Consider the following 17,385-nt stretch of genomic DNA (forward strand, 5'->3'; position numbering starts at 1 on the left):
ATTCAGCATATTGTGCTTATGTTGGAACTTTTACCGGACAGCAATAATAAAAATTTTTGTAACAGAGGTCACCCAATTCATGTTCGGGATACCCTTTTTCCAGATTCTTGAACCTGTAGACGGCACGACCCTGCTTGAAAATATCGTCGGGGCAGATGAAGATGATGTACTGTTCCTTGAGGTTGCGGTAAGATTCGCCCTTGTTCAGCGCTTCGGAATCGCACAATGCCTGGTAGTATCGGGTTCGTTTCGGAAGATCGTGAGTGTCCTCCATTTGCATTTCGATATCAAAAACGCGGGTTATTTCTCCATCGGGTCCCTGTTCCTTTACGAACACGTCGTAGCGGACGCCCTTGTTGAAGGGGCTTGTTTCGGTGGATTTCTCCGGCTCCGGTTCCTGCAGGTCAAAAATCTTGATTCCGAGGATGGCTTCCAGGAAAGGCTTAGCGATGTGCTTGCGGCTGAATACCAGCGCGAACATGAAGCGGTTCGTGATGGGCAGTTCCTCGAACGGAACGTGGTTTGGATCCATTGTGCTCCTTTACGTGGGCTTGTGCCACGCGGTTAAAACAAAAAAAAGAGCCGTTCCTACGTCATATAAAATAATACGATATAGAAAACGGCTCTTTTGTGAGCTTGGCCAGCTATTTGCTGGTTTTGTAGAATATAGCAAGTCGCCTCGTGGGAAAGTATTGTTCCATAATTTTTTTTCATTTTGCAAACAGCTGGTTGCAAACAAGCAGAATTCAATCGCCCGCAGGGGTCGATTTTCGTCAAAATTCCCAAAATTTCCGCGAAAACCGACGATTGTCATAATATGACATACGAGGGATGTATATTTGCATCGAGAACACTTTGCCCCGCCTTTTTTTGCTTGTAGGCGGATTGGAGTAAAAATGGCTAAAAAGACCGACAAAACGGATAATTCCGTACCAAACCCGCTCGTGGAGTCGGGTGTCGAAAAAATGATTCAAATTGTTCGTGGCAAGCAGGTGCTGCTTGACCGCGATATTGCAACGTTGTATGGCGTTGAAACTAGAGCGATAAATCAGGCTGTCAAACGGAACATCGAGCGCTTTCCGGAAAGATATTGCTTCCGGTTGGAAAAAAACGAACAAGAAAACTTGAAATCACAAAATGTGATTTCAAGTTGGGGCGGCGACAGGTTTAAGCCCTATGTTTTTACGGAACAGGGATTTGCCATGCTTTCATCCGTTCTGAAAAGCAAGGTTGCCGTGAACGTATCCATTGCTATCATGGATGCATTTGTTGCCATGCGCCAGTATTTATACCAAAATTGCGGAATCATCAATCGCCTTTCTAATGTCGAAGCGAAGGATTTGGAGCAAGATGCTCGTCTCTTAGATCACGACCATAAAATAGATTCTCTTTTCGAGGCGATGGACCGTGGCGAGCTTAAAACCAAGGGTTTATTTTACAACAACCAGGAGTTCGATGCCTATGTATTTGTCTGCAACCTCATTCGCCAGGCAAAGAAAAGAATCGTACTTGTCGATAGGTACGTGACCGAGAAGACTCTGGCCATGATGCTCAAGCGGGAAAAAGGCGTTTCCGTGACAATCTACACCTATGACAAAAGCAAAGTCCTTGAAATGGACCTAGCCACTTACAAGGAACAATATCCCGACAGTCCGATGCAAGTCTTGCCAAGTTACGGAATGCACGACCGATTCTTGTTCATAGACGATACGGCTTACCACTTTGGGGCTTCGCTCAAGGATTTGGGCAAGAACACGTTTTTCTTTACGCAGGAAGATTTCACGTTGGACGAAGTGTTGAAGGAATCGCAGAAGATTCAGGCAGAAAAAGAAAGCCGGGCATTACAAGATGACAACGCAGATTAATGTGACATACGAGGAACGTATATTTGCATCGAGAACACGTTTCCCCGTCTTTTTTGCTTGTAGGCGAATTGGAGTAGAAGATGGCTAAAAAGACCGAAAAAACGGATGATTTCGCACCAAATCCGCTTGTGGAGTCGGGTGTCGAAAAAATGATTCAAATTATTCGTGGCAAGCAGGTGTTGCTTGACCGCGATTTAGCGGTGCTTTACGGGGTGGAAACGAAGCGTATAAATGAGCAGGTAAAGCGCAATATTGAGCGTTTTCCTAAAGATTTCTGCTTTCAACTGGATGCCACGGAGCATAAATTTTTGAGATCGCAAATTGCGACCACAAAAACCGAGACCAGAGGAGGCCGACAATATTTTCCATATGCTTTTACCGAACAAGGCGTTGCGATGCTGTCTTCGGTTCTAAAAAGCGAGACAGCAATCAAAGTCAACATAGCCATCATGCGGGCTTTCGTGCAATTGCGTCACCTTATGATGGGTAACGGCGGTCTTATCAACCGCCTTTCTAATGTCGAAGCAAAAGATTTGGAACAGGACTGCCGCTTGACCGGTCATGACGAGCATCTGCTTGACCATGACCGTAAATTTGACGAACTTTTCGAGGCGATGGACCGTGGCGAGCTCAAAACCAAGGGCTTATTTTACAACAACCAGGAGTTCGATGCCTATGTATTTGTCTGTGACCTGATTCGCCAGGCAAAGAAAAGAATTGTACTTGTCGATAGGTATGTGACCGAGAAAACCTTGACGATGATGCTCAAGCGGGAAAAAGGCGTTTCTGTGACTATTTACACCTACGACAAGAGCAAGGTTCTCGAGTTAGACCTGGCAACTTACAACGAACAATATCCCGACAGCCCGATGCAAGTCTTGCCAAGTTACGGAATGCACGACAGGTTCCTGTTCATAGACGATACGGCTTACCACTTTGGCGCTTCGCTCAAGGATTTGGGCAAAAATACGTTTTTCTTTACGCAGGAAGATTTCACGTTGGACGAAGTGTTGAAGGAATCGCAGAAGATTCAGTCAGAAAAAGGAGGTGGTCAAAAATTTTGACCACCTAGCCAAACTAAAATACAGTCCTGTAATCCGACGGCCTTTACTGAACGCGGTCTCTACATGCTTGCGACAATTTTGAAAGGGAGTGACGCAACGCAAACAACTATCAACATCATCAATACATTCGTAGAAATTCGTGAGTTGTCTCGTGCCATTGCTCGCATTCCTGAAGTTGTTGATGAAAATGAAAAGAAGTCTTTGTTGAAAAGAAGCGGCGAAATCATTTCCAATGTCCTCGCCTCGGATTCTACAAATTTGGAAAGCGAAACGGAAATAGAATTGAATTTGGCGATGGTCAAGATAAGGCACAAAATAAAGAAAAAGTCAAATTGAATCAGAATGGCAAAAGATGACACTTGCCGTTTTTGTTGCAAAAAAACGGCCTAAAACAGCAAAACCGGCCCCTGCGGACCGATTTTGGGCTTATTTTCTTGAAAAGGGCCTGCTTAAAGGAGCCCGTGTTCCTTGAGAATCTTCTCGTACATGTCAGCACGAGACTTCTCTTCATCCGCACGAGACTTTTCTTCGTCAGCACGAGACTTCTCTTCATCCGCACGAGTTTCAGCCTCGCTGGCGCGCTTTTCGGCTGCTTTAGTGCGCAGGCGCTCATCGTACACCAAGTCATCCAATTCCTGTTGCCAAGTCATATAGCGCTTCCTCGTTTCGTTGTCCGACAGATACCATTGCCGCTGAAGTTCGATGTTCTTTGTTCCCTTGGATGTTGCCTTGTTGGTCGCAAAGTATTCAAGATACTCCTTGACCGACTGCTCGGCGACATCCCTGTACTTATTGAATATATAAAAATCTTATCCAATCCGCACTCGTTGCAGATTTCTCAACATAAATGAGCTCAAACACCCCCGGCGACACAGCCGTTTTTTCTAAAAAGAGATTATTTTAAAGACAGGTTGTTTTTAAAAGGGTGTTTTATGAAAAGTATTCTGACCGCGTTCTCCACGAAGGCAAGTCTCGCCACCGTGCTCATCGCAAGTGCAGCGACATTGTCCACCGCAGCAATCAACATTTCCGTTGACGCGCAAAAAGGCATCAAGAAGATTTCGCCGTACCTTTACGGGCGAAACATCGACAAAATCAGCGACGGCAACACCGAAGTCACCGCAGACGAATCCGCATTCATCAACCAGATGCTCGATGCGGGCATTCACTTTTTACGCGCGAACAACGGCAACAACGCCACGCGCTACAACTGGCGTCGCAAAATGACGGTTCACCCGGACTGGTTCAACAACGTCTACTCGCACGATTGGGCGATTACCGCGCAAAAGGTTCTCGACAACATGCCGGGTATCGACGCCATGTACGCCTTCCAGCTCACGGGCTATGCAGCAAGCAGCACCGAATATAATTTCCCCGACTGGAACTGGTATCAGGAACACGGCTCTTATCCGTCGCAGACATTTGACCTCGCGGGCGGCGGCGAAGTTTCCGACGATGGCGAAACACTCATCAAGGCGGGCGACGCCTCGCTCTACAACATGGAATGGCCAGCCGACTCGACCGTCGCGATTATCCCACACTGGAAAGACGAACTTAAGTTCGACATGAGCCGTTTCAAGTACTGGAGCATGGACAACGAAATGGAAATCTGGCGCGGCACGCATTCCGACCTGGATTTGCCTGTCACGGGAGACTTTCTCGTTGAACGCTACATCGATGTCGCCAAGAAGGCCCGCGCCGCCTGGGGCGATATCAAGCTCACCGGCCCGGTGGTCGCAAACGAATGGTTCTGGTGCTCCGTGTCCTCGTACAACAACCAGGATAGACCCAAAGGCCCCGATCGCGATTACTGCTGGCTAGAATACTTCATCATGAAAGTTGCCGAGGCGCAAAAGTCCTCTGGCACACGTCTTCTCGATGTTTTCGACATTCACTGGTATCCGAGTGAAAAAGATTACGAATCGCGCGTGAACTGGCATCGAGTTCTATTCGACACCACCTATAACTATCCCGGAGCAAACGGGATCAAGATGGTGAACGGAGGCTGGGACAACGACAACCAAAAGGAATACATCTTCAAGCGTATCAACGACTGGCTCGAAAAATATTTCGGCAAGGATCACGGCATTACGCTCGGCATTACCGAAACCGACCTGAACGATTCCGACCCCATGGTGACGGCCCTCACTTACGCGTCGTTCCTCGGAACCATGCAGGATAACGGTGTCGAGATTTTCACCCCGTGGACATGGGGCGACGGCATGTACGAAACGGTGCACCTGTTCAGCCGCTACGGCCATCCGAACCGCGTGCAGTCTACCTCCAGCAATGACTCGCTGGTGTCCGCCTACAGTTCCATCAGCAACAAGGGCGACTCGCTCACGGTCATCTTCGTGAACCGCGCCGAAAAGGACGCACAGGACGTGAACCTTAATCTTGCGAACTTCGCCTCCGACGGAAAGGTCAAAACGCTCACCTTGCAAAATCTCCAAGGCGAAACATTCGTTTCGCATACAGAAAACGCTCTACAAGCAGGATCCGCGACAGCCACCGGCAACAAGGTTGCGCTCAAGCTCCCCGCAAAGTCAATTACCGCAGTACTGCTCACTACGTCAACGCCGACCGTTGTTGACGGCATCAGGCCCAAAGCCACGATTCGACCTGCGCCCCAATACGGAACCACAAGGCGCTTCGACACCAAGGGCCGAAACGTCACGCACACCCGCACAAGCCCCGGGTATTATATTCTGCGATAATAAATAGATTCCACCTTAAAGCGGGATTTTCCGTATAATAAAGAAAACGCCCTTTCGCAAGAAAAGAGCGTTTTTAGAGTTTTTAAGTATTTTTCTTACGCGTTGATGCTTCGCATCCAAGCCCCAGCGGCTCGGTCCGAGCATGCTCGGTCGCTGCGCTCGCCTTTGGGGAATCTGGATGCGGTTCACGAGTTCGCGGGCCACGCAGGCGCGGCTGGATTTCTAACTAGGAACGCCCCCGCCATCACCCCTCTTTCTTATTGCATCATATTGCGGAAGTCTGCCAACTTGATAATTTTTGTCTGCTTGTGCTGCTGAAGATCTAGCAAATCCTTATCCCCAGAAACAATATATGCAGCATCGATTGCTTCTGCAAGAGTGAGCAGGTAAAGGTCCTTGGGGTCACGAATTGGGGATTTTTACTTTCATTTTGCGTATCGGACAGCGCTTACATCCGCCATAATTTCCTCTTCGCTAAGGAGAGGTTCCTTAGGGCGAGTGGCGATAAAGCGTTCTAGCATCTGCTCTTTGGTTCTTGTCCGCCATCCAAACTTTCGGATAAGTTCACTAAATTTGTCATGGACCAACGACAACAGCAAATTAAAAAGTCTTTCACCGATAAAGCGGTTCATACCCCTAAGCATAGTAACGCTTTGGTCAATTTCATCTGCAGTAAGCAACTTTTTCTGGTATGCGGCAAAGAGAATGCCTATGCTTCCGGTAATGGTCAGTTTCATACTCTCGGCTACAACACGCCCCTTGCTTTCGTCAATCAGCAAAAGACTCGGTTGCTTTTCGTCTGCCAAGATAATCGCTTCGCTTTCGCCCAGGTCCAACCCCGTCGCCCGCTGCAATAGGGAATGTGAACGGAACTATATAGTTTATTTAAAATATCAATCCGCCCGATTTTGAACAGAGTCAATAACGGTGTCGTGTCAGAGACAACAATCACTTAGACTCTCCACATGCAGCAAGGGCGTTAGCAATGTCACGCTCAAGTTCCGCTTCGTCCATGTCAATATACGGAATGCCCATAGAACCATACAGCTGGATTAGAGACCACTTATCCATTTCAAGGATCTCGGCGGCACGGCCATGCGAAATCGTCCCGTTCTGGATATAGGGGTACAACAGCATCGCACGTTGCTTCAGCCACATATCACGCTTATTTACATAAGGTTCCATCGCAGCCGTTATTTCAATTGTAGCGGTTTGCATATTCATACCTCACCTATAAATATACACTTTTTCACACAAAAGACCAAATAAGAAAAGCGCCCTTTCGCAAGGAAAGAGCGTTTTTAGAATCTTTTTGAGAGTATTTAGGCTTTCACCGTCGTAAAGCTGAAAGGCTGTGTTCTTCGAGCACCAACTGCTGTGGCTCGGTCCTGAGAAGACAAGTCTTCTCGCGACTCTCGCCTTGCGTGGTTGTCGCCATTCTGCAAAGCCTTGATTTCATCGACGCTCAGCGAATTCAGCTTGGCAGAAATCACCTTCATGTTCTTCGCGTAATCCGGGCCCTTCGCCTTGATGGCAAGGAAATTCGGCTTGGCGGAGAGCTTCACGAGCTTCGTCTCATCTTCGAGAAGCTTCATTTCGTGAATGTTGAGTTCTTTTCTTTTGGGCGTTCCCCACTACGTGGGTCGAGCTATATTTGACGCCTTCGGCGTCCGCGGCATCGCCTCAGCAATGAAAACAAGCAAGTTTGTTTTCGCTGCATTCGGCTCGCACGCTGTTTAGGGGCAGCCGTCATCGCTTCGCTCGTCACCCGCCTCCTAAAACGGCACCACAGTGCCGCCCCAAGGGATCACTATCCCTAACGCGGACGCGCTCAGCCTACCAAAAATTAAAAAACGTCCCGAGAACACGTGTCTAAAAATTTACTTGACAATGTGTTTTTTTTTTACATTTCTCAAAAAAGGAGTTTGTTATGGCCAAAATAAGCTGGAGCAAGGCGGAAGAATACATTTTTTCTTTTTTATGCATCAAGCAATATGTGGTCCCATCCCTTACTGTAGAAGAATTTTTGGATTTCGCTCACAAAAGCTTACCACGATTACCCAAAGCCTCCTTAAAGGCAAAGCTTTCGAATGTTAAGCATCTGTTGGATGCAAAAAACATATCGAATACCATTCCTCTTAAACCATTGAGGAATTTCGCAAAAGCAAATGAAGAAGCCATAAACGACTTGATAGATTCTTTGAAATTAAGGTAATTTCCATTAAAAATAGAGAACTTACTATGTCTGGGAAAATGTATCAGTGCTATTATTGTGGTCGATGGATAAAACCAGCTTTTTTGGATATTGGAAATTCTGGCTTTTACGCACTACGCCCTACGTGTCCGGCCTGTCGTAGAAAAAAAAGCGAGAAAGCGAAAAGACAATTTAACGAAGGTGTACAAGATATAAAAAACTCCTTTAAAGGTGTTGAAGACTACTTTAAAGGAGTTGAAGAAGAAGAACGTCGGCGACAGGCCGCTTTTGATGCATTGAGCGACGAGGAAAAAGCAGAATTGGCCGTTAAAGACGAGGGTGCTTCTCTTTTCGCTCTATCAATCCTTGCAGGAATAATTATTGGCATTGCTCTAGCCATAATAGCCTATGTCAACGATATGAGTTGGCCAGTGGCTCTTGGTGGCTTGCTTGTTCCCGGAGTCCTTTTTGGAGTTCTGAACAAGTGGGTGGGTCGTGGCGTACGCTGCATTTTGGCCGCAGTCGTCATATTCATCCCCATAGGAATTGTCGGAGCTATTTTTGGCTATTTCTATGAGTGCGTCGCCAATGCGCTTATATGTTGCGGCATACTCAGCGTAATCATTGCAATGGTTCTCGAAATTTCAGGCAAACTAAAAGCAACCGGAAAAGGAATGCTTTAATTATAATCAGCAAGAAAACTGAAATTCTTACAATCATCCATTAAACAAACTTTTCAAAAAAAAACAATCCAAGGAGATGGACGCGATGGGAATGCTTGATGATTTAAAAAAAATGCATGATGAAATGCAAAACTACATGCAGGAAAAAGAACTCGATAAAAGAATATCGGAAGGTGGTTCCGAATACAAAATGTATGACATATCCTTAAAGGGATTCCCCTGTATTTATCCGAACGATTTATTAGAATCTTTTCGAAGGAAGGTGACGGATACATACAACCAAAGAATGGAAATTCTTTCAGAAATCAGCAATTTGGAAAAAAAGAAAAAGAACTTTCTTTCTTGCGGGTGTATGAGTGTCGGTGTTTTTATTGTGGCAGCGGGTATCAGCTGTTTAGCCAAAAGCTTTTATGCAGTTCCTGTGATTTTTTTCAGTTTGATGACGCTGTTGATTATATTGGGTTTTATATTTTCTTCGAAAATTAAGGAACTTAAAAATTCTTTAACAGAAAAAGAAATCTTCCTTGATTTGAATTATGTTCAAGAGGACTATCTTCAAAAATTTAAAGACGCACAAAAATCATGGATTGATGTAAGTAAATCTGACTCCGTTTACCTAGTAGGAAATAGGGAAAATATTGAAGACCGCGTCAAAGAACGAACTAGCGCAAAAGCACGAGTTAACAGAACTCGTCTCGAAAATCTTTTGGTGGACACGACTTTTGTCAATTCGTCTCTTCCGCCAATCGTATTCAAATCTTCAGGCGATGGATATATTCAAGTCTTTCCTGGTATAATAATTGCGGTATTTGACAATCCCAATTATGAGCCAAACCAAATTCGGGTATACCTGTGGAGCGATTTGATTGTTGATTTGTTCTCAGTAAGATTTGTAGAGGATGAATATTTACCCAAAGATGCTAATGTGGTAGATTACACTTGGAAGTATGCAAATTTAGATGGCTCTAGAGACATGCGTTACAATGACAATTCTAGAATTCCGATTGTTAAATATGAGGAAATTTCAGTGTCAACAGCCGAGTGCAAAACGGTTTTCCATATCAGTAATGAAAGTTTCGCACTGAAATTCATTGAAAAATTGGCGACTTTGATTTCGTGATGAAGTCATTGGCTTTTACGAAAATATTGATTGAATGAAAATTACATTTTGAGCATCATAAAAAAACTCCCCACGAATTAACGAGGGAGTCTTTTTGATAGCTAAATTATTCGTTTATCTTACAGCTTCGACAGCAACCTTTTCGTCATCTGCATCAGATTCCTGCAAACCTGCAGTAGAATCCTTCCACACGATAGCATTAGCCTGAGTTTCACCCTTGATGTAGGATTCGTTTTCGGTTACAGCCTGTTTCAGCACTTCACTTTCAGAATAAAGTTCAATGCTGATGCGATCTGTAATGGCGAAATCTTGGTCCTTACGGCGATTTTGAATACGATTAACCAATTCACGGGCAATGCACTTACGACGAAGTCTGTCGGACACCGTCAAATCAAGAGCAATCGTGAAGTGTTGATTCGCTTCGACTGCCATACCTTCAGGAACTTTTCGTTGAATAAGCACATGCTTGGAAGTGTATTTCACATCAGAGCAGAAAGCACTTGTAACAGAGCCGCCGTTCTGAAGATTGATAATATCACTTGAACTGAAGCCGGAAATTTCCTGCTGGAATTCACGCATCGGATGTTGTCCGAAAAGCGATGCAAAATCAGACTTGATGTTCAAGAAGTTAGGTTTAGCAGAACATTCAACTAAACTTGATTCGTCTTCTATGAACTTCATTTCTTCGACATTGAGTTCTTCGAGGATCAAGTCCTTCATGGTCTCGGCGACGTTCTTTTCTTCGTTACCGTGAGCAACCACCGTCATGCTGGCAATCGGCATGCGGTTCTTTACGTTGTTCGTAGCGCGAATCACGCGGCCCATTTCGACCATGCCACGCACCATGGCGATGCGTTCCACAAGCTTTTCGTCCATCAGGGACTTGTCGGCGCTCGGGAATTCGCAGAGGTGCACACTCATCGGAGCGTTGGCATCCACTTCGCGAACGAGAATCTGGTAGATTTCTTCGGCGAGGAGCGGGAGGAACGGAGCGAGAATCTTGGAGAAGTCCACCAGCACCTTGTACATGGTAGCGTAGGCAGCGTTCTTGTCGCCATCGTTTTCGCTCTTCCAGAAGCGGCGACGGCTGCGGCGCACGTACCAGTTCGTGAGGTCATCCACCGCGGCAATCACGGCAGGCACCACGTTGTACAGGCGGTAAGCCTTCATTTCCACTTCGACCTTGGCGGCCAAATCCTGCAGCGTCGCAAGCATCCAGCGGTCCAGTTCGTTTTCGCTCTTGACTTCCTGACCGGGTTTCCAGTTGAGCTGGCCCTTGGCGGCGTCAGCGTTGTGGTTAGACACAAAGAATGCAACGGCGTTCCAAAGCGGGAGCATCACCTGCTTCACGATGCCCTTCACGCCTTCTTCGCTGAAGCGCAGGTCTTCGGCCTTCAAAGCGGCGGAGTTGATCATGAACAAGCGAATAGCGTCGGCACCCGTGCGTTCGATGAGGTCGTTCGGGTCCGGGTAGTTGCGCTTGGACTTGCTCATCTTGGAGCCGTCTTCGGCCAAGATAATACCGTTCACAATCACGTTCTTGAATGCGGGCTTCTGGAACAGGGCGTTCGAAAGCACCGTCAGCGTGTAGAACCAACCACGAGTCTGGTCGAGGCCTTCGGCAATGAAGTCCGCCGGGAAGCTGCGTTCCACCAGTTCCTTGTTTTCGAACGGGTAATGGCGGCTGGCATACGGCATGGAACCGGATTCAAACCAGCAGTCGAACACTTCGGGCGTGCGGCGGTAAACCTTGCCGTTCTTTTCGATGGTAAGCTTGTCCACAAAGTGCTTGTGCAAGTCGTCGAGCTTCACGCCAGTGAGCTGCTGCAGTTCTTCGATGGAGCCAACAGCAATCATGTCGCCGTCATCGCTGAGCCACACCGGAATCGGCGTACCCCAGAAACGGTTACGGGAAAGGTTCCAGTCGCGAGCGCCTTCGAGCCACTTGCCAAAGCGTCCGTTCTTGATGTGGTCCGGCACCCAGTTCACCGTCTGGTTGTTTTCGACCATCCATTCCTTCAGAGTCTTGGTGATACCGTCCTTGCTCGTGACAGGGGCGTCAATCTTCAAGAACCAAGTCTTGAGGGCGCGGTAAATCAGAGGAACGCCGGTACGCCAGCAATGCGGGTAGCTATGGACAATCACGTCCTGCTTGAACACGCGGCCCTGTTCCTTGAAGTAGCGGATAATTTCCTTGTCGGCTTCCTTCGCGCCGAGACCCTTCCACATCGGGACCTTGTCGGTGAACTTGCCTTCGGTATCCAGCGGGTCGAAAAGGCCGAGGTCGAGTTCAGCACCCTTCTGGAAGTCTTCTTCACCGAAGGAGGGAGCGGTATGCACGGCGCCAGTACCGTCTTCGGTACTCACGTAGTCGGCGGGGTAAATCTTGTAGTGGCGGGACAGCTGGTCCGGCGTCACGAACGCATCGGAAATGCGGGAGAGCGGTTCATAGTCCTTGCCCACGAGTTCGGAACCCTTGCAGGTATCCACGATATTCGGGTTCTTGAAGTAGGCGGCGGTGCGGCTTGCGGCAATCCAGTACTTCTTGCCGTCCTGTTCCACCAGGTTGTAGTCCATGTCCGGGCCCACAACGATGCAGAAGTTGGAGTACAGCGTCCACGGGGTCGTCGTCCACACGAGGATGCTCGTGTCCTTGAACTTGGCTTCGTCGGAGTTAATCGGGAAAATCAGCGTCAGGGACGGGTCCTGACGGTCCTTATAGCCCTGGTTGGTTTCGAAGTTCGAAAGCGGAGTAGCGAGAGCCGGGCTGTACGGCTGGATGCGGTAGCCTTGGTAGATGAGGCCCTTGTCGAAGCACTGCTTGAACACCCACCACACAGATTCCATGAAGTTCTTGTCCATGGTCTTGTAGCCCTTGTCGAAGTCCACCCAGCGGCCCATGCGGCGCACGGTCTTCTTCCATTCGCTGGTGTACTTGAGCACCTTGCCGCGGCAAGTTTCGTTGAACTTGTCGACGCCAAGCTTCTGGATTTCGGCAACGCCAGCGAGACCGAGTTCGTTCTGCACAAGAGATTCAATGGGGAGACCATGGCAGTCCCAACCGAAACCGCGGGGAACCTTCTTGCCCTTCATGGTCCAGTAACGCGGAACGATGTCCTTGATGGTACCGGCAAGCAAGTGACCGTAGTGCGGAAGGCCCGTTGCAAACGGAGGGCCATCGTAGAAAGTGTACGGTTCAGTTTCCGGACGGGAGTCCAGCGACTTCTTGAACGATTCATCCTTATCCCACAAGCCGAGCACACGCTCTTCTATTTGTGGAAAGGTTTCTTCTTTCTTTACTTCACGAAACATAGGTTACCTCAAACCCCGCAGCACAGCGCTGCGGGCACTAAATTTTCGGGCGTAAATGTAGAAAATATCGTTTACAACATCAAGAAAAAGGGCTCCGACAAGTCTCAAATTCGCCACAACTACCCTAAAAACCCGTTTGACAGAATTTTAATTTGCCAAGCATAAGTCAAAAGAATGAAACTTATGACACACGACTTCCTGATTTCCAATTACAATGAGCCGTATAATCTATTGATGTAGCGGTTCATCCCGCCACTTCCAAGCGTGAATTGGGACTCGAAAATCTAGGCGCAAACTTAATTTAGAGTTCTATGGATTCTTCGGTGACTCCCAATCTTTTGAAGATCCTTCATTTTCTCGCTACATTTTTCTAAATCATCAAGGATTCCCTTAAAGTACTCTGCATTCTTAGTTTTTCCCGATTGACTCGCTTTTTGGAAAAGAGTCTTCACAAATTCAACTATCTCGGGATTCACACCCATTGGATAACCATATTTTTGAGAAGACTTTTGAACATCCTTCATTGTGATGGTTGACTTTCCCTGAAAAGAATTCCTCTTGTTTTTCTTTTCGCGAAGAATATCAACGGTGTTATAGAGGTAATCATCGCACAATTTCCCTGTAGTCCTTTTAATTCCGTTTTCATACTTTTCTATCCTATGCAAGAACTGGATATCTCGTGCGACCTTTTTCCGGTCACTATCTGACTCTACGTAAAACATTTTCAAATAATTGCAACACAAAGCATCTTTATCCTTATCTTTTTCCGCGAAATAATCAATCAGTAAATTATAAAGCGATTTAAAATGGCTTGGCCGATAAGCATACTTAAAGCACTCTTTAACGGTTATCAATAGTTCATTCCATTTCTTTTGATTGCGGTATGCAAGAGAAAGTCCTCTCAGTCCATTTACTGAGAACGGATTCCATTTCTTTGCTTCTAGAAAATACTTTTCCGCCTCGAAATAATCCTTCCTCTCAAAAGCATTAAATCCACTTCTAAGGAGAATATGTTCAATCGGACAAATAAAGTTGACATTCCTTGTTAGAATTCTAGAAGGCTCTTTATAATGCAGATAAATAAACCATTCCATTTCTTCCGAAATCGAAACATAATGAAAAAAATCATTTGAAACAAAAGGATTGTCTTGCAACATTTCAACAAGCGGCTTAGTCAATTCAGAAGCTTGAGCCAAATTCCCTTTTTTCGCTTCGTCAGAGGACTTTAGCATTATGCCTGTAATACCCTTGCGTCCACCAAATTTTTCCATACTGGTTCGAAAAACATCTGTCTTTATTTGAAAATAGACATCGTCAAGAATCAGTTTCTTTATTTGTGGCGTATTTTTAGTCCATTTCTCATAATTTTTAGAACTATTCATACGCTTCATCCAGTCATCCATAAGAATGACGGCGCAAGCGGCATTATCAAATTCTATAGCCTTTAAAACGAAATTTTCCAATACAGGCTCATCTTTTTCAATTTTTTCTTCCCATATAGCATTATTTTGGGCAAAAACTTTGGCACCTTTTTTGCCAAGGACCGTTGTAACGAAAGCCTTGAATCTTTTTATATCGCCGTCTTCTTCTTTTTTTGTCTTTTTAGGCATAGGAATAAAGGAAATAAATATTGAAAAAAAATAGGAACTATTCGTTTCAACTTTTTATTAATCGTACAGAATACCTATAAAACGGCAACTCTTTTGCAGGCACATAACGAATCGTCACATAATCTTCTATCCAAACACAAGCAACATCGCCATTTTCTCGCTTTGTAGAGCTCCAAAAGCAAGCTAAATTTCCCTTACTCCATAGTTCTGGTCTTATATCATCGACATCATAATATTCGGGATTTTGTTGTAATTCGCCCTCTTTTGTATATTTCCATTTTGTACCCAAAGTTCCTTCAGGACTAGCCGAAAAAGCGAAGGAATCTTTGTATTCTTTCCTTATTATATTTCCATCATTATCCGTCTTAGTCCATCCATATTCTTTTTTTAATTTATCAGCTAAATCGAAATTAGAACAGCCATTTTCCAACATATATTTAAAAAGGGTCATCCATTCATCCAGAGAAGGAAGATGCCAGCCTGGCAAATTAATGTTCATAGCAGCATCCCATGAATAGAAAAGATTTTTTGCACTATCATCTTCATCTTCAGGAGTTATCAGAACACTTCTTAAGAAGCCATCATCGCCTTCAATAGAATATAAAGGGCTTTCACAATAATTGATTATTTTCCCACTGCAATATGAATCTATCATTTTGTAGTTCCGTTTTTTTCCTTCTGATGGCGCATCCTCTATTTTATGTGAATCGGATGACACGATGCATCCATCGCTCACAGGTATTGATACATTATTTTGCATCCAAATTTGGTTTCCAATCATTATGGTTCTTACAAAAAATCTATCAGCAAAATGATGGACGGACTGTTTAGGAACAATCTCATCGTTTTGAGCGACTTCAACTTTTTGGTTCAAGAAAATCATTTCAGAAGGTTCATCATCATTTCGATGACCAAATGAAAAATATGTCATAATGGACAAACTAATGATTACAATGAAAAAACTTATTCCTAATACTAACCAAAAATTGTAGTCAGCCATAAATTGAATTGCGTTATATAGAAACAAGCCCAATCCAGTAATACAAAAGATTGTACACACCATTGTATTTATTCTTGCTGGTGAGCACGCATATTTTTTAAATGGAGATAAAACTGAATATGAAGTTCGCGGATTAAGAAAAACATCATATAGAGGGCCAATAACATTCTTTTCAAGTTGGGAAACATGGGCTTCCCAGTTTTTTTGCCAAAATTTCGATCCTTTGTTGGACAATTGCCATGCATGCGCAAGAAGTAAACCAATAAAAGACAACAAAGTGAGATAAAGACTTTGGTGTTTCAAATCATTCTGTGCCAGTATAAAAAAATATGCAGTATAATTAGCTACAATAAACGCCCAAAAATATGCTGTACGTTTCCAATAAAGTTCTATTTCGAACTTACGAATGTCTAAAGCTTTTTCTAAAGCCTCTTTCTCTTTACCATGAAAAAGATTTTCGTACTCCATTTTATTTAACCTCTCCCATCGCATATTTTTTCATCGCTCTAACCTTTCAGCCAAAGGCTGTCTGCGAGCAGTAACTTATTCAACAGGTCGAGTCGAATTCACACATTTTTCGGAAACAAAAAAGGCATGGTGTCGCTCGGCTTATGCATCGGAGGCTCTGGTAAACCTTTCTACCTTAAGCACGACGATTCACTCAGAAATAAACTGAGCCTAATCGTGGGTATACACCCAACGACCCACACCCGATCGGTGTGAGTGTTCGTCTTATTCCCTAGGTAGAAGGCTTTCGCCTAAAGAAATTTTACCAGAATTTCCGATGCGGGAACAAGAGTACTACTCTAATTCTATGTCATTTGAAATATATATTTTTGAGTTCCTTCTAATACCCTAAAATCTCCCTAATCCGTCGAAAAGCGCTATTTTACAAAAGAAAAACGGATGAAAAATCCAATTTTGGGCGGGTGGGTGGGGTAAGCGGGGCGTTGCGGGGCGGCGCCTGAGCCCCGCAGTAGGGGTGGAGAACAACGAAGTGCGAACCAGGGGGATACTTCCCCCTTCCATAAAAACAATCTTGTAGTGGCGGGACAGCTGGTCCGGCGTCACGAATGCATCGGAAATGCGGGAAAGCGGCTCGTAGTCCTTGCCCACGAGTTCGGAACCCTTGCAGGTATCAACGATGTTCGGGTTCTTGAAGTAGGCGGCGGTGCGGCTTGCGGCAATCCAGTACTTCTTGCCGTCCTGTTCCACCAGGTTGTAGTCCATGTCCGGGCCCACAACGATGCAGAAGTTGGAGTACAGCGTCCACGGGGTCGTCGTCCACACGAGGTGACCAAAGTCCTTGAACTTGGCCTCGTCCGTGTTGAGCGGGAAGATGAGCGTCAGGGACGGGTCCTGACGGTCCTTATAGCCCAGGTTCGTTTCGAAGTTCGAAAGCCATGGAAGCGAGTGAAGCGAAAACGCTTGCGTTTTCATTTCCGAGCTGAACAGGCTTGCAGTTTACTGCAAAGCGGAGTAGCGAGAGCCGGGCTGTACGGCTGGATGCGGTAGCCTTGGTAGATGAGGCCCTTGTCGAAGTCCACCCAACGGCCCATACGACGAACCGTCTTGCGCCATTCACCGGTGTATTTCAGAACCTTGCTACGGCAGGTTTCGTTAAACTTGTCGACGCCGAGCTTCTGGATTTCGGCAACGCCCGCGAGACCGAGTTCGTTCTGCACGAGAGATTCAATCGGAAGGCCGTGACAGTCCCAACCGAAACCGCGCGGAACCTTCTTGCCCTTCATGGTCCACTGTGAGCAAAAAAGGAACCCACCGGCATAGCCGGTGGTTCTTCATATGCGGGCCCTGCCCTA

At 45.8% G+C, this 17,385-nt stretch carries 17 protein-coding genes; 7 read left to right on the forward strand and 10 right to left on the reverse strand.

Annotation, left to right across the window (positions count from 1 at the left end):
- Positions 1 to 16: 16 nt before the first annotated feature.
- Positions 17 to 532 carry an Rpn family recombination-promoting nuclease/putative transposase gene (locus Q0P86_RS14435; RefSeq protein WP_295040412.1) on the reverse strand — a complete coding sequence of 172 codons (516 nt, stop codon included), beginning with the start codon at positions 530 to 532 and terminating at the stop codon, positions 17 to 19.
- Positions 533 to 896: 364 nt separating this feature from the next.
- Between Q0P86_RS14435 and Q0P86_RS14440 the strand changes: the two genes are divergently transcribed.
- The 3 genes from Q0P86_RS14440 to Q0P86_RS14450 all read left to right on the forward strand — a co-directional run bounded on the left by Q0P86_RS14440 (position 897) and on the right by Q0P86_RS14450 (position 3,265).
- The gene (locus Q0P86_RS14440) at positions 897 to 1,865 is read left to right on the forward strand and encodes an ORF6N domain-containing protein (RefSeq protein ID WP_295040414.1); all 969 of its coding nucleotides are present in this window, start codon (positions 897 to 899) and stop codon (positions 1,863 to 1,865) included.
- A gap of 80 nt (positions 1,866 to 1,945) precedes the next feature.
- Positions 1,946 to 2,929, forward strand: coding sequence for an ORF6N domain-containing protein (locus tag Q0P86_RS14445; RefSeq protein ID WP_295040416.1), 984 nt, complete (start codon positions 1,946 to 1,948; stop codon positions 2,927 to 2,929).
- Positions 2,930 to 2,992: 63 nt separating this feature from the next.
- Positions 2,993 to 3,265, forward strand: coding sequence for a hypothetical protein (locus Q0P86_RS14450; protein ID WP_295040418.1), 273 nt, complete (start codon positions 2,993 to 2,995; stop codon positions 3,263 to 3,265).
- Positions 3,266 to 3,378: 113 nt separating this feature from the next.
- On the opposite strand, the gene Q0P86_RS14455 is transcribed toward Q0P86_RS14450, so the two are convergent.
- Positions 3,379 to 3,579, reverse strand: a complete 201-nt coding sequence (locus tag Q0P86_RS14455; protein WP_295040420.1) for a hypothetical protein — start codon at positions 3,577 to 3,579, stop codon at positions 3,379 to 3,381.
- 282 nt (positions 3,580 to 3,861) lie between these two features.
- Here Q0P86_RS14455 and Q0P86_RS14460 point away from each other — a divergent pair, with 282 nt between their 5' ends.
- Positions 3,862 to 5,646 carry a glycoside hydrolase family 44 protein gene (locus Q0P86_RS14460; protein ID WP_295040422.1) on the forward strand — a complete coding sequence of 595 codons (1,785 nt, stop codon included), beginning with the start codon at positions 3,862 to 3,864 and terminating at the stop codon, positions 5,644 to 5,646.
- 425 nt (positions 5,647 to 6,071) lie between these two features.
- On the opposite strand, the gene Q0P86_RS14465 is transcribed toward Q0P86_RS14460, so the two are convergent.
- From Q0P86_RS14465 to Q0P86_RS14475, 3 genes are all read right to left on the reverse strand, one after another.
- Positions 6,072 to 6,452: a hypothetical protein gene (locus Q0P86_RS14465; protein ID WP_295040424.1), complete on the reverse strand. Its 381-nt coding sequence runs from the start codon at positions 6,450 to 6,452 to the stop codon at positions 6,072 to 6,074.
- A 142-nt stretch (positions 6,453 to 6,594) separates the two neighbouring features.
- Positions 6,595 to 6,864, reverse strand: a complete 270-nt coding sequence (locus Q0P86_RS14470; protein WP_078777570.1) for a UPF0175 family protein — start codon at positions 6,862 to 6,864, stop codon at positions 6,595 to 6,597.
- A 104-nt stretch (positions 6,865 to 6,968) separates the two neighbouring features.
- Positions 6,969 to 7,250, reverse strand: a complete 282-nt coding sequence (locus Q0P86_RS14475; protein ID WP_295040441.1) for a DUF5915 domain-containing protein — start codon at positions 7,248 to 7,250, stop codon at positions 6,969 to 6,971.
- A gap of 326 nt (positions 7,251 to 7,576) precedes the next feature.
- On the opposite strand from Q0P86_RS14475, the gene Q0P86_RS14480 reads away from it, so the two are divergent.
- From Q0P86_RS14480 to Q0P86_RS14490, 3 genes are all read left to right on the forward strand, one after another.
- On the forward strand, positions 7,577 to 7,861 hold the full coding sequence (locus Q0P86_RS14480) for a hypothetical protein (protein ID WP_295040427.1): 285 nt from the start codon (positions 7,577 to 7,579) through the stop codon (positions 7,859 to 7,861).
- Positions 7,862 to 7,887: 26 nt separating this feature from the next.
- Positions 7,888 to 8,523 carry a hypothetical protein gene (locus Q0P86_RS14485; protein ID WP_295040429.1) on the forward strand — a complete coding sequence of 212 codons (636 nt, stop codon included), beginning with the start codon at positions 7,888 to 7,890 and terminating at the stop codon, positions 8,521 to 8,523.
- 85 nt (positions 8,524 to 8,608) lie between these two features.
- On the forward strand, positions 8,609 to 9,643 hold the full coding sequence (locus Q0P86_RS14490) for a hypothetical protein (protein ID WP_295040430.1): 1,035 nt from the start codon (positions 8,609 to 8,611) through the stop codon (positions 9,641 to 9,643).
- Positions 9,644 to 9,757: 114 nt separating this feature from the next.
- Here Q0P86_RS14490 and ileS read toward each other — a convergent pair whose 3' ends face one another.
- The 5 genes from ileS to Q0P86_RS14515 all read right to left on the reverse strand — a co-directional run bounded on the left by ileS (position 9,758) and on the right by Q0P86_RS14515 (position 17,316).
- A complete protein-coding gene (ileS, locus tag Q0P86_RS14495; RefSeq protein ID WP_295040432.1) occupies positions 9,758 to 12,955 on the reverse strand; it encodes an isoleucine--tRNA ligase in 3,198 nt (1,065 codons plus the stop codon).
- Between the two features lie 296 nt (positions 12,956 to 13,251).
- Positions 13,252 to 14,565: a hypothetical protein gene (locus Q0P86_RS14500; RefSeq protein WP_295040434.1), complete on the reverse strand. Its 1,314-nt coding sequence runs from the start codon at positions 14,563 to 14,565 to the stop codon at positions 13,252 to 13,254.
- Positions 14,566 to 14,611: 46 nt separating this feature from the next.
- Positions 14,612 to 16,033, reverse strand: a complete 1,422-nt coding sequence (locus Q0P86_RS14505; protein WP_295040436.1) for an FISUMP domain-containing protein — start codon at positions 16,031 to 16,033, stop codon at positions 14,612 to 14,614.
- Positions 16,034 to 16,420: 387 nt separating this feature from the next.
- Positions 16,421 to 17,005: a class I tRNA ligase family protein gene (locus Q0P86_RS14510; protein WP_295040438.1), complete on the reverse strand. Its 585-nt coding sequence runs from the start codon at positions 17,003 to 17,005 to the stop codon at positions 16,421 to 16,423.
- The gene (locus tag Q0P86_RS14515; protein WP_295040439.1) at positions 17,002 to 17,316 is read right to left on the reverse strand and encodes a class I tRNA ligase family protein; all 315 of its coding nucleotides are present in this window, start codon (positions 17,314 to 17,316) and stop codon (positions 17,002 to 17,004) included. Before Q0P86_RS14515 ends, Q0P86_RS14510 begins: the two co-directional genes overlap by 4 nt.
- Positions 17,317 to 17,385: the final 69 nt, after the last annotated feature.

Origin of the sequence: uncultured Fibrobacter sp., assembly GCF_946062555.1 — a bacterium.
Lineage (GTDB): Bacteria > Fibrobacterota > Fibrobacteria > Fibrobacterales > Fibrobacteraceae > Fibrobacter.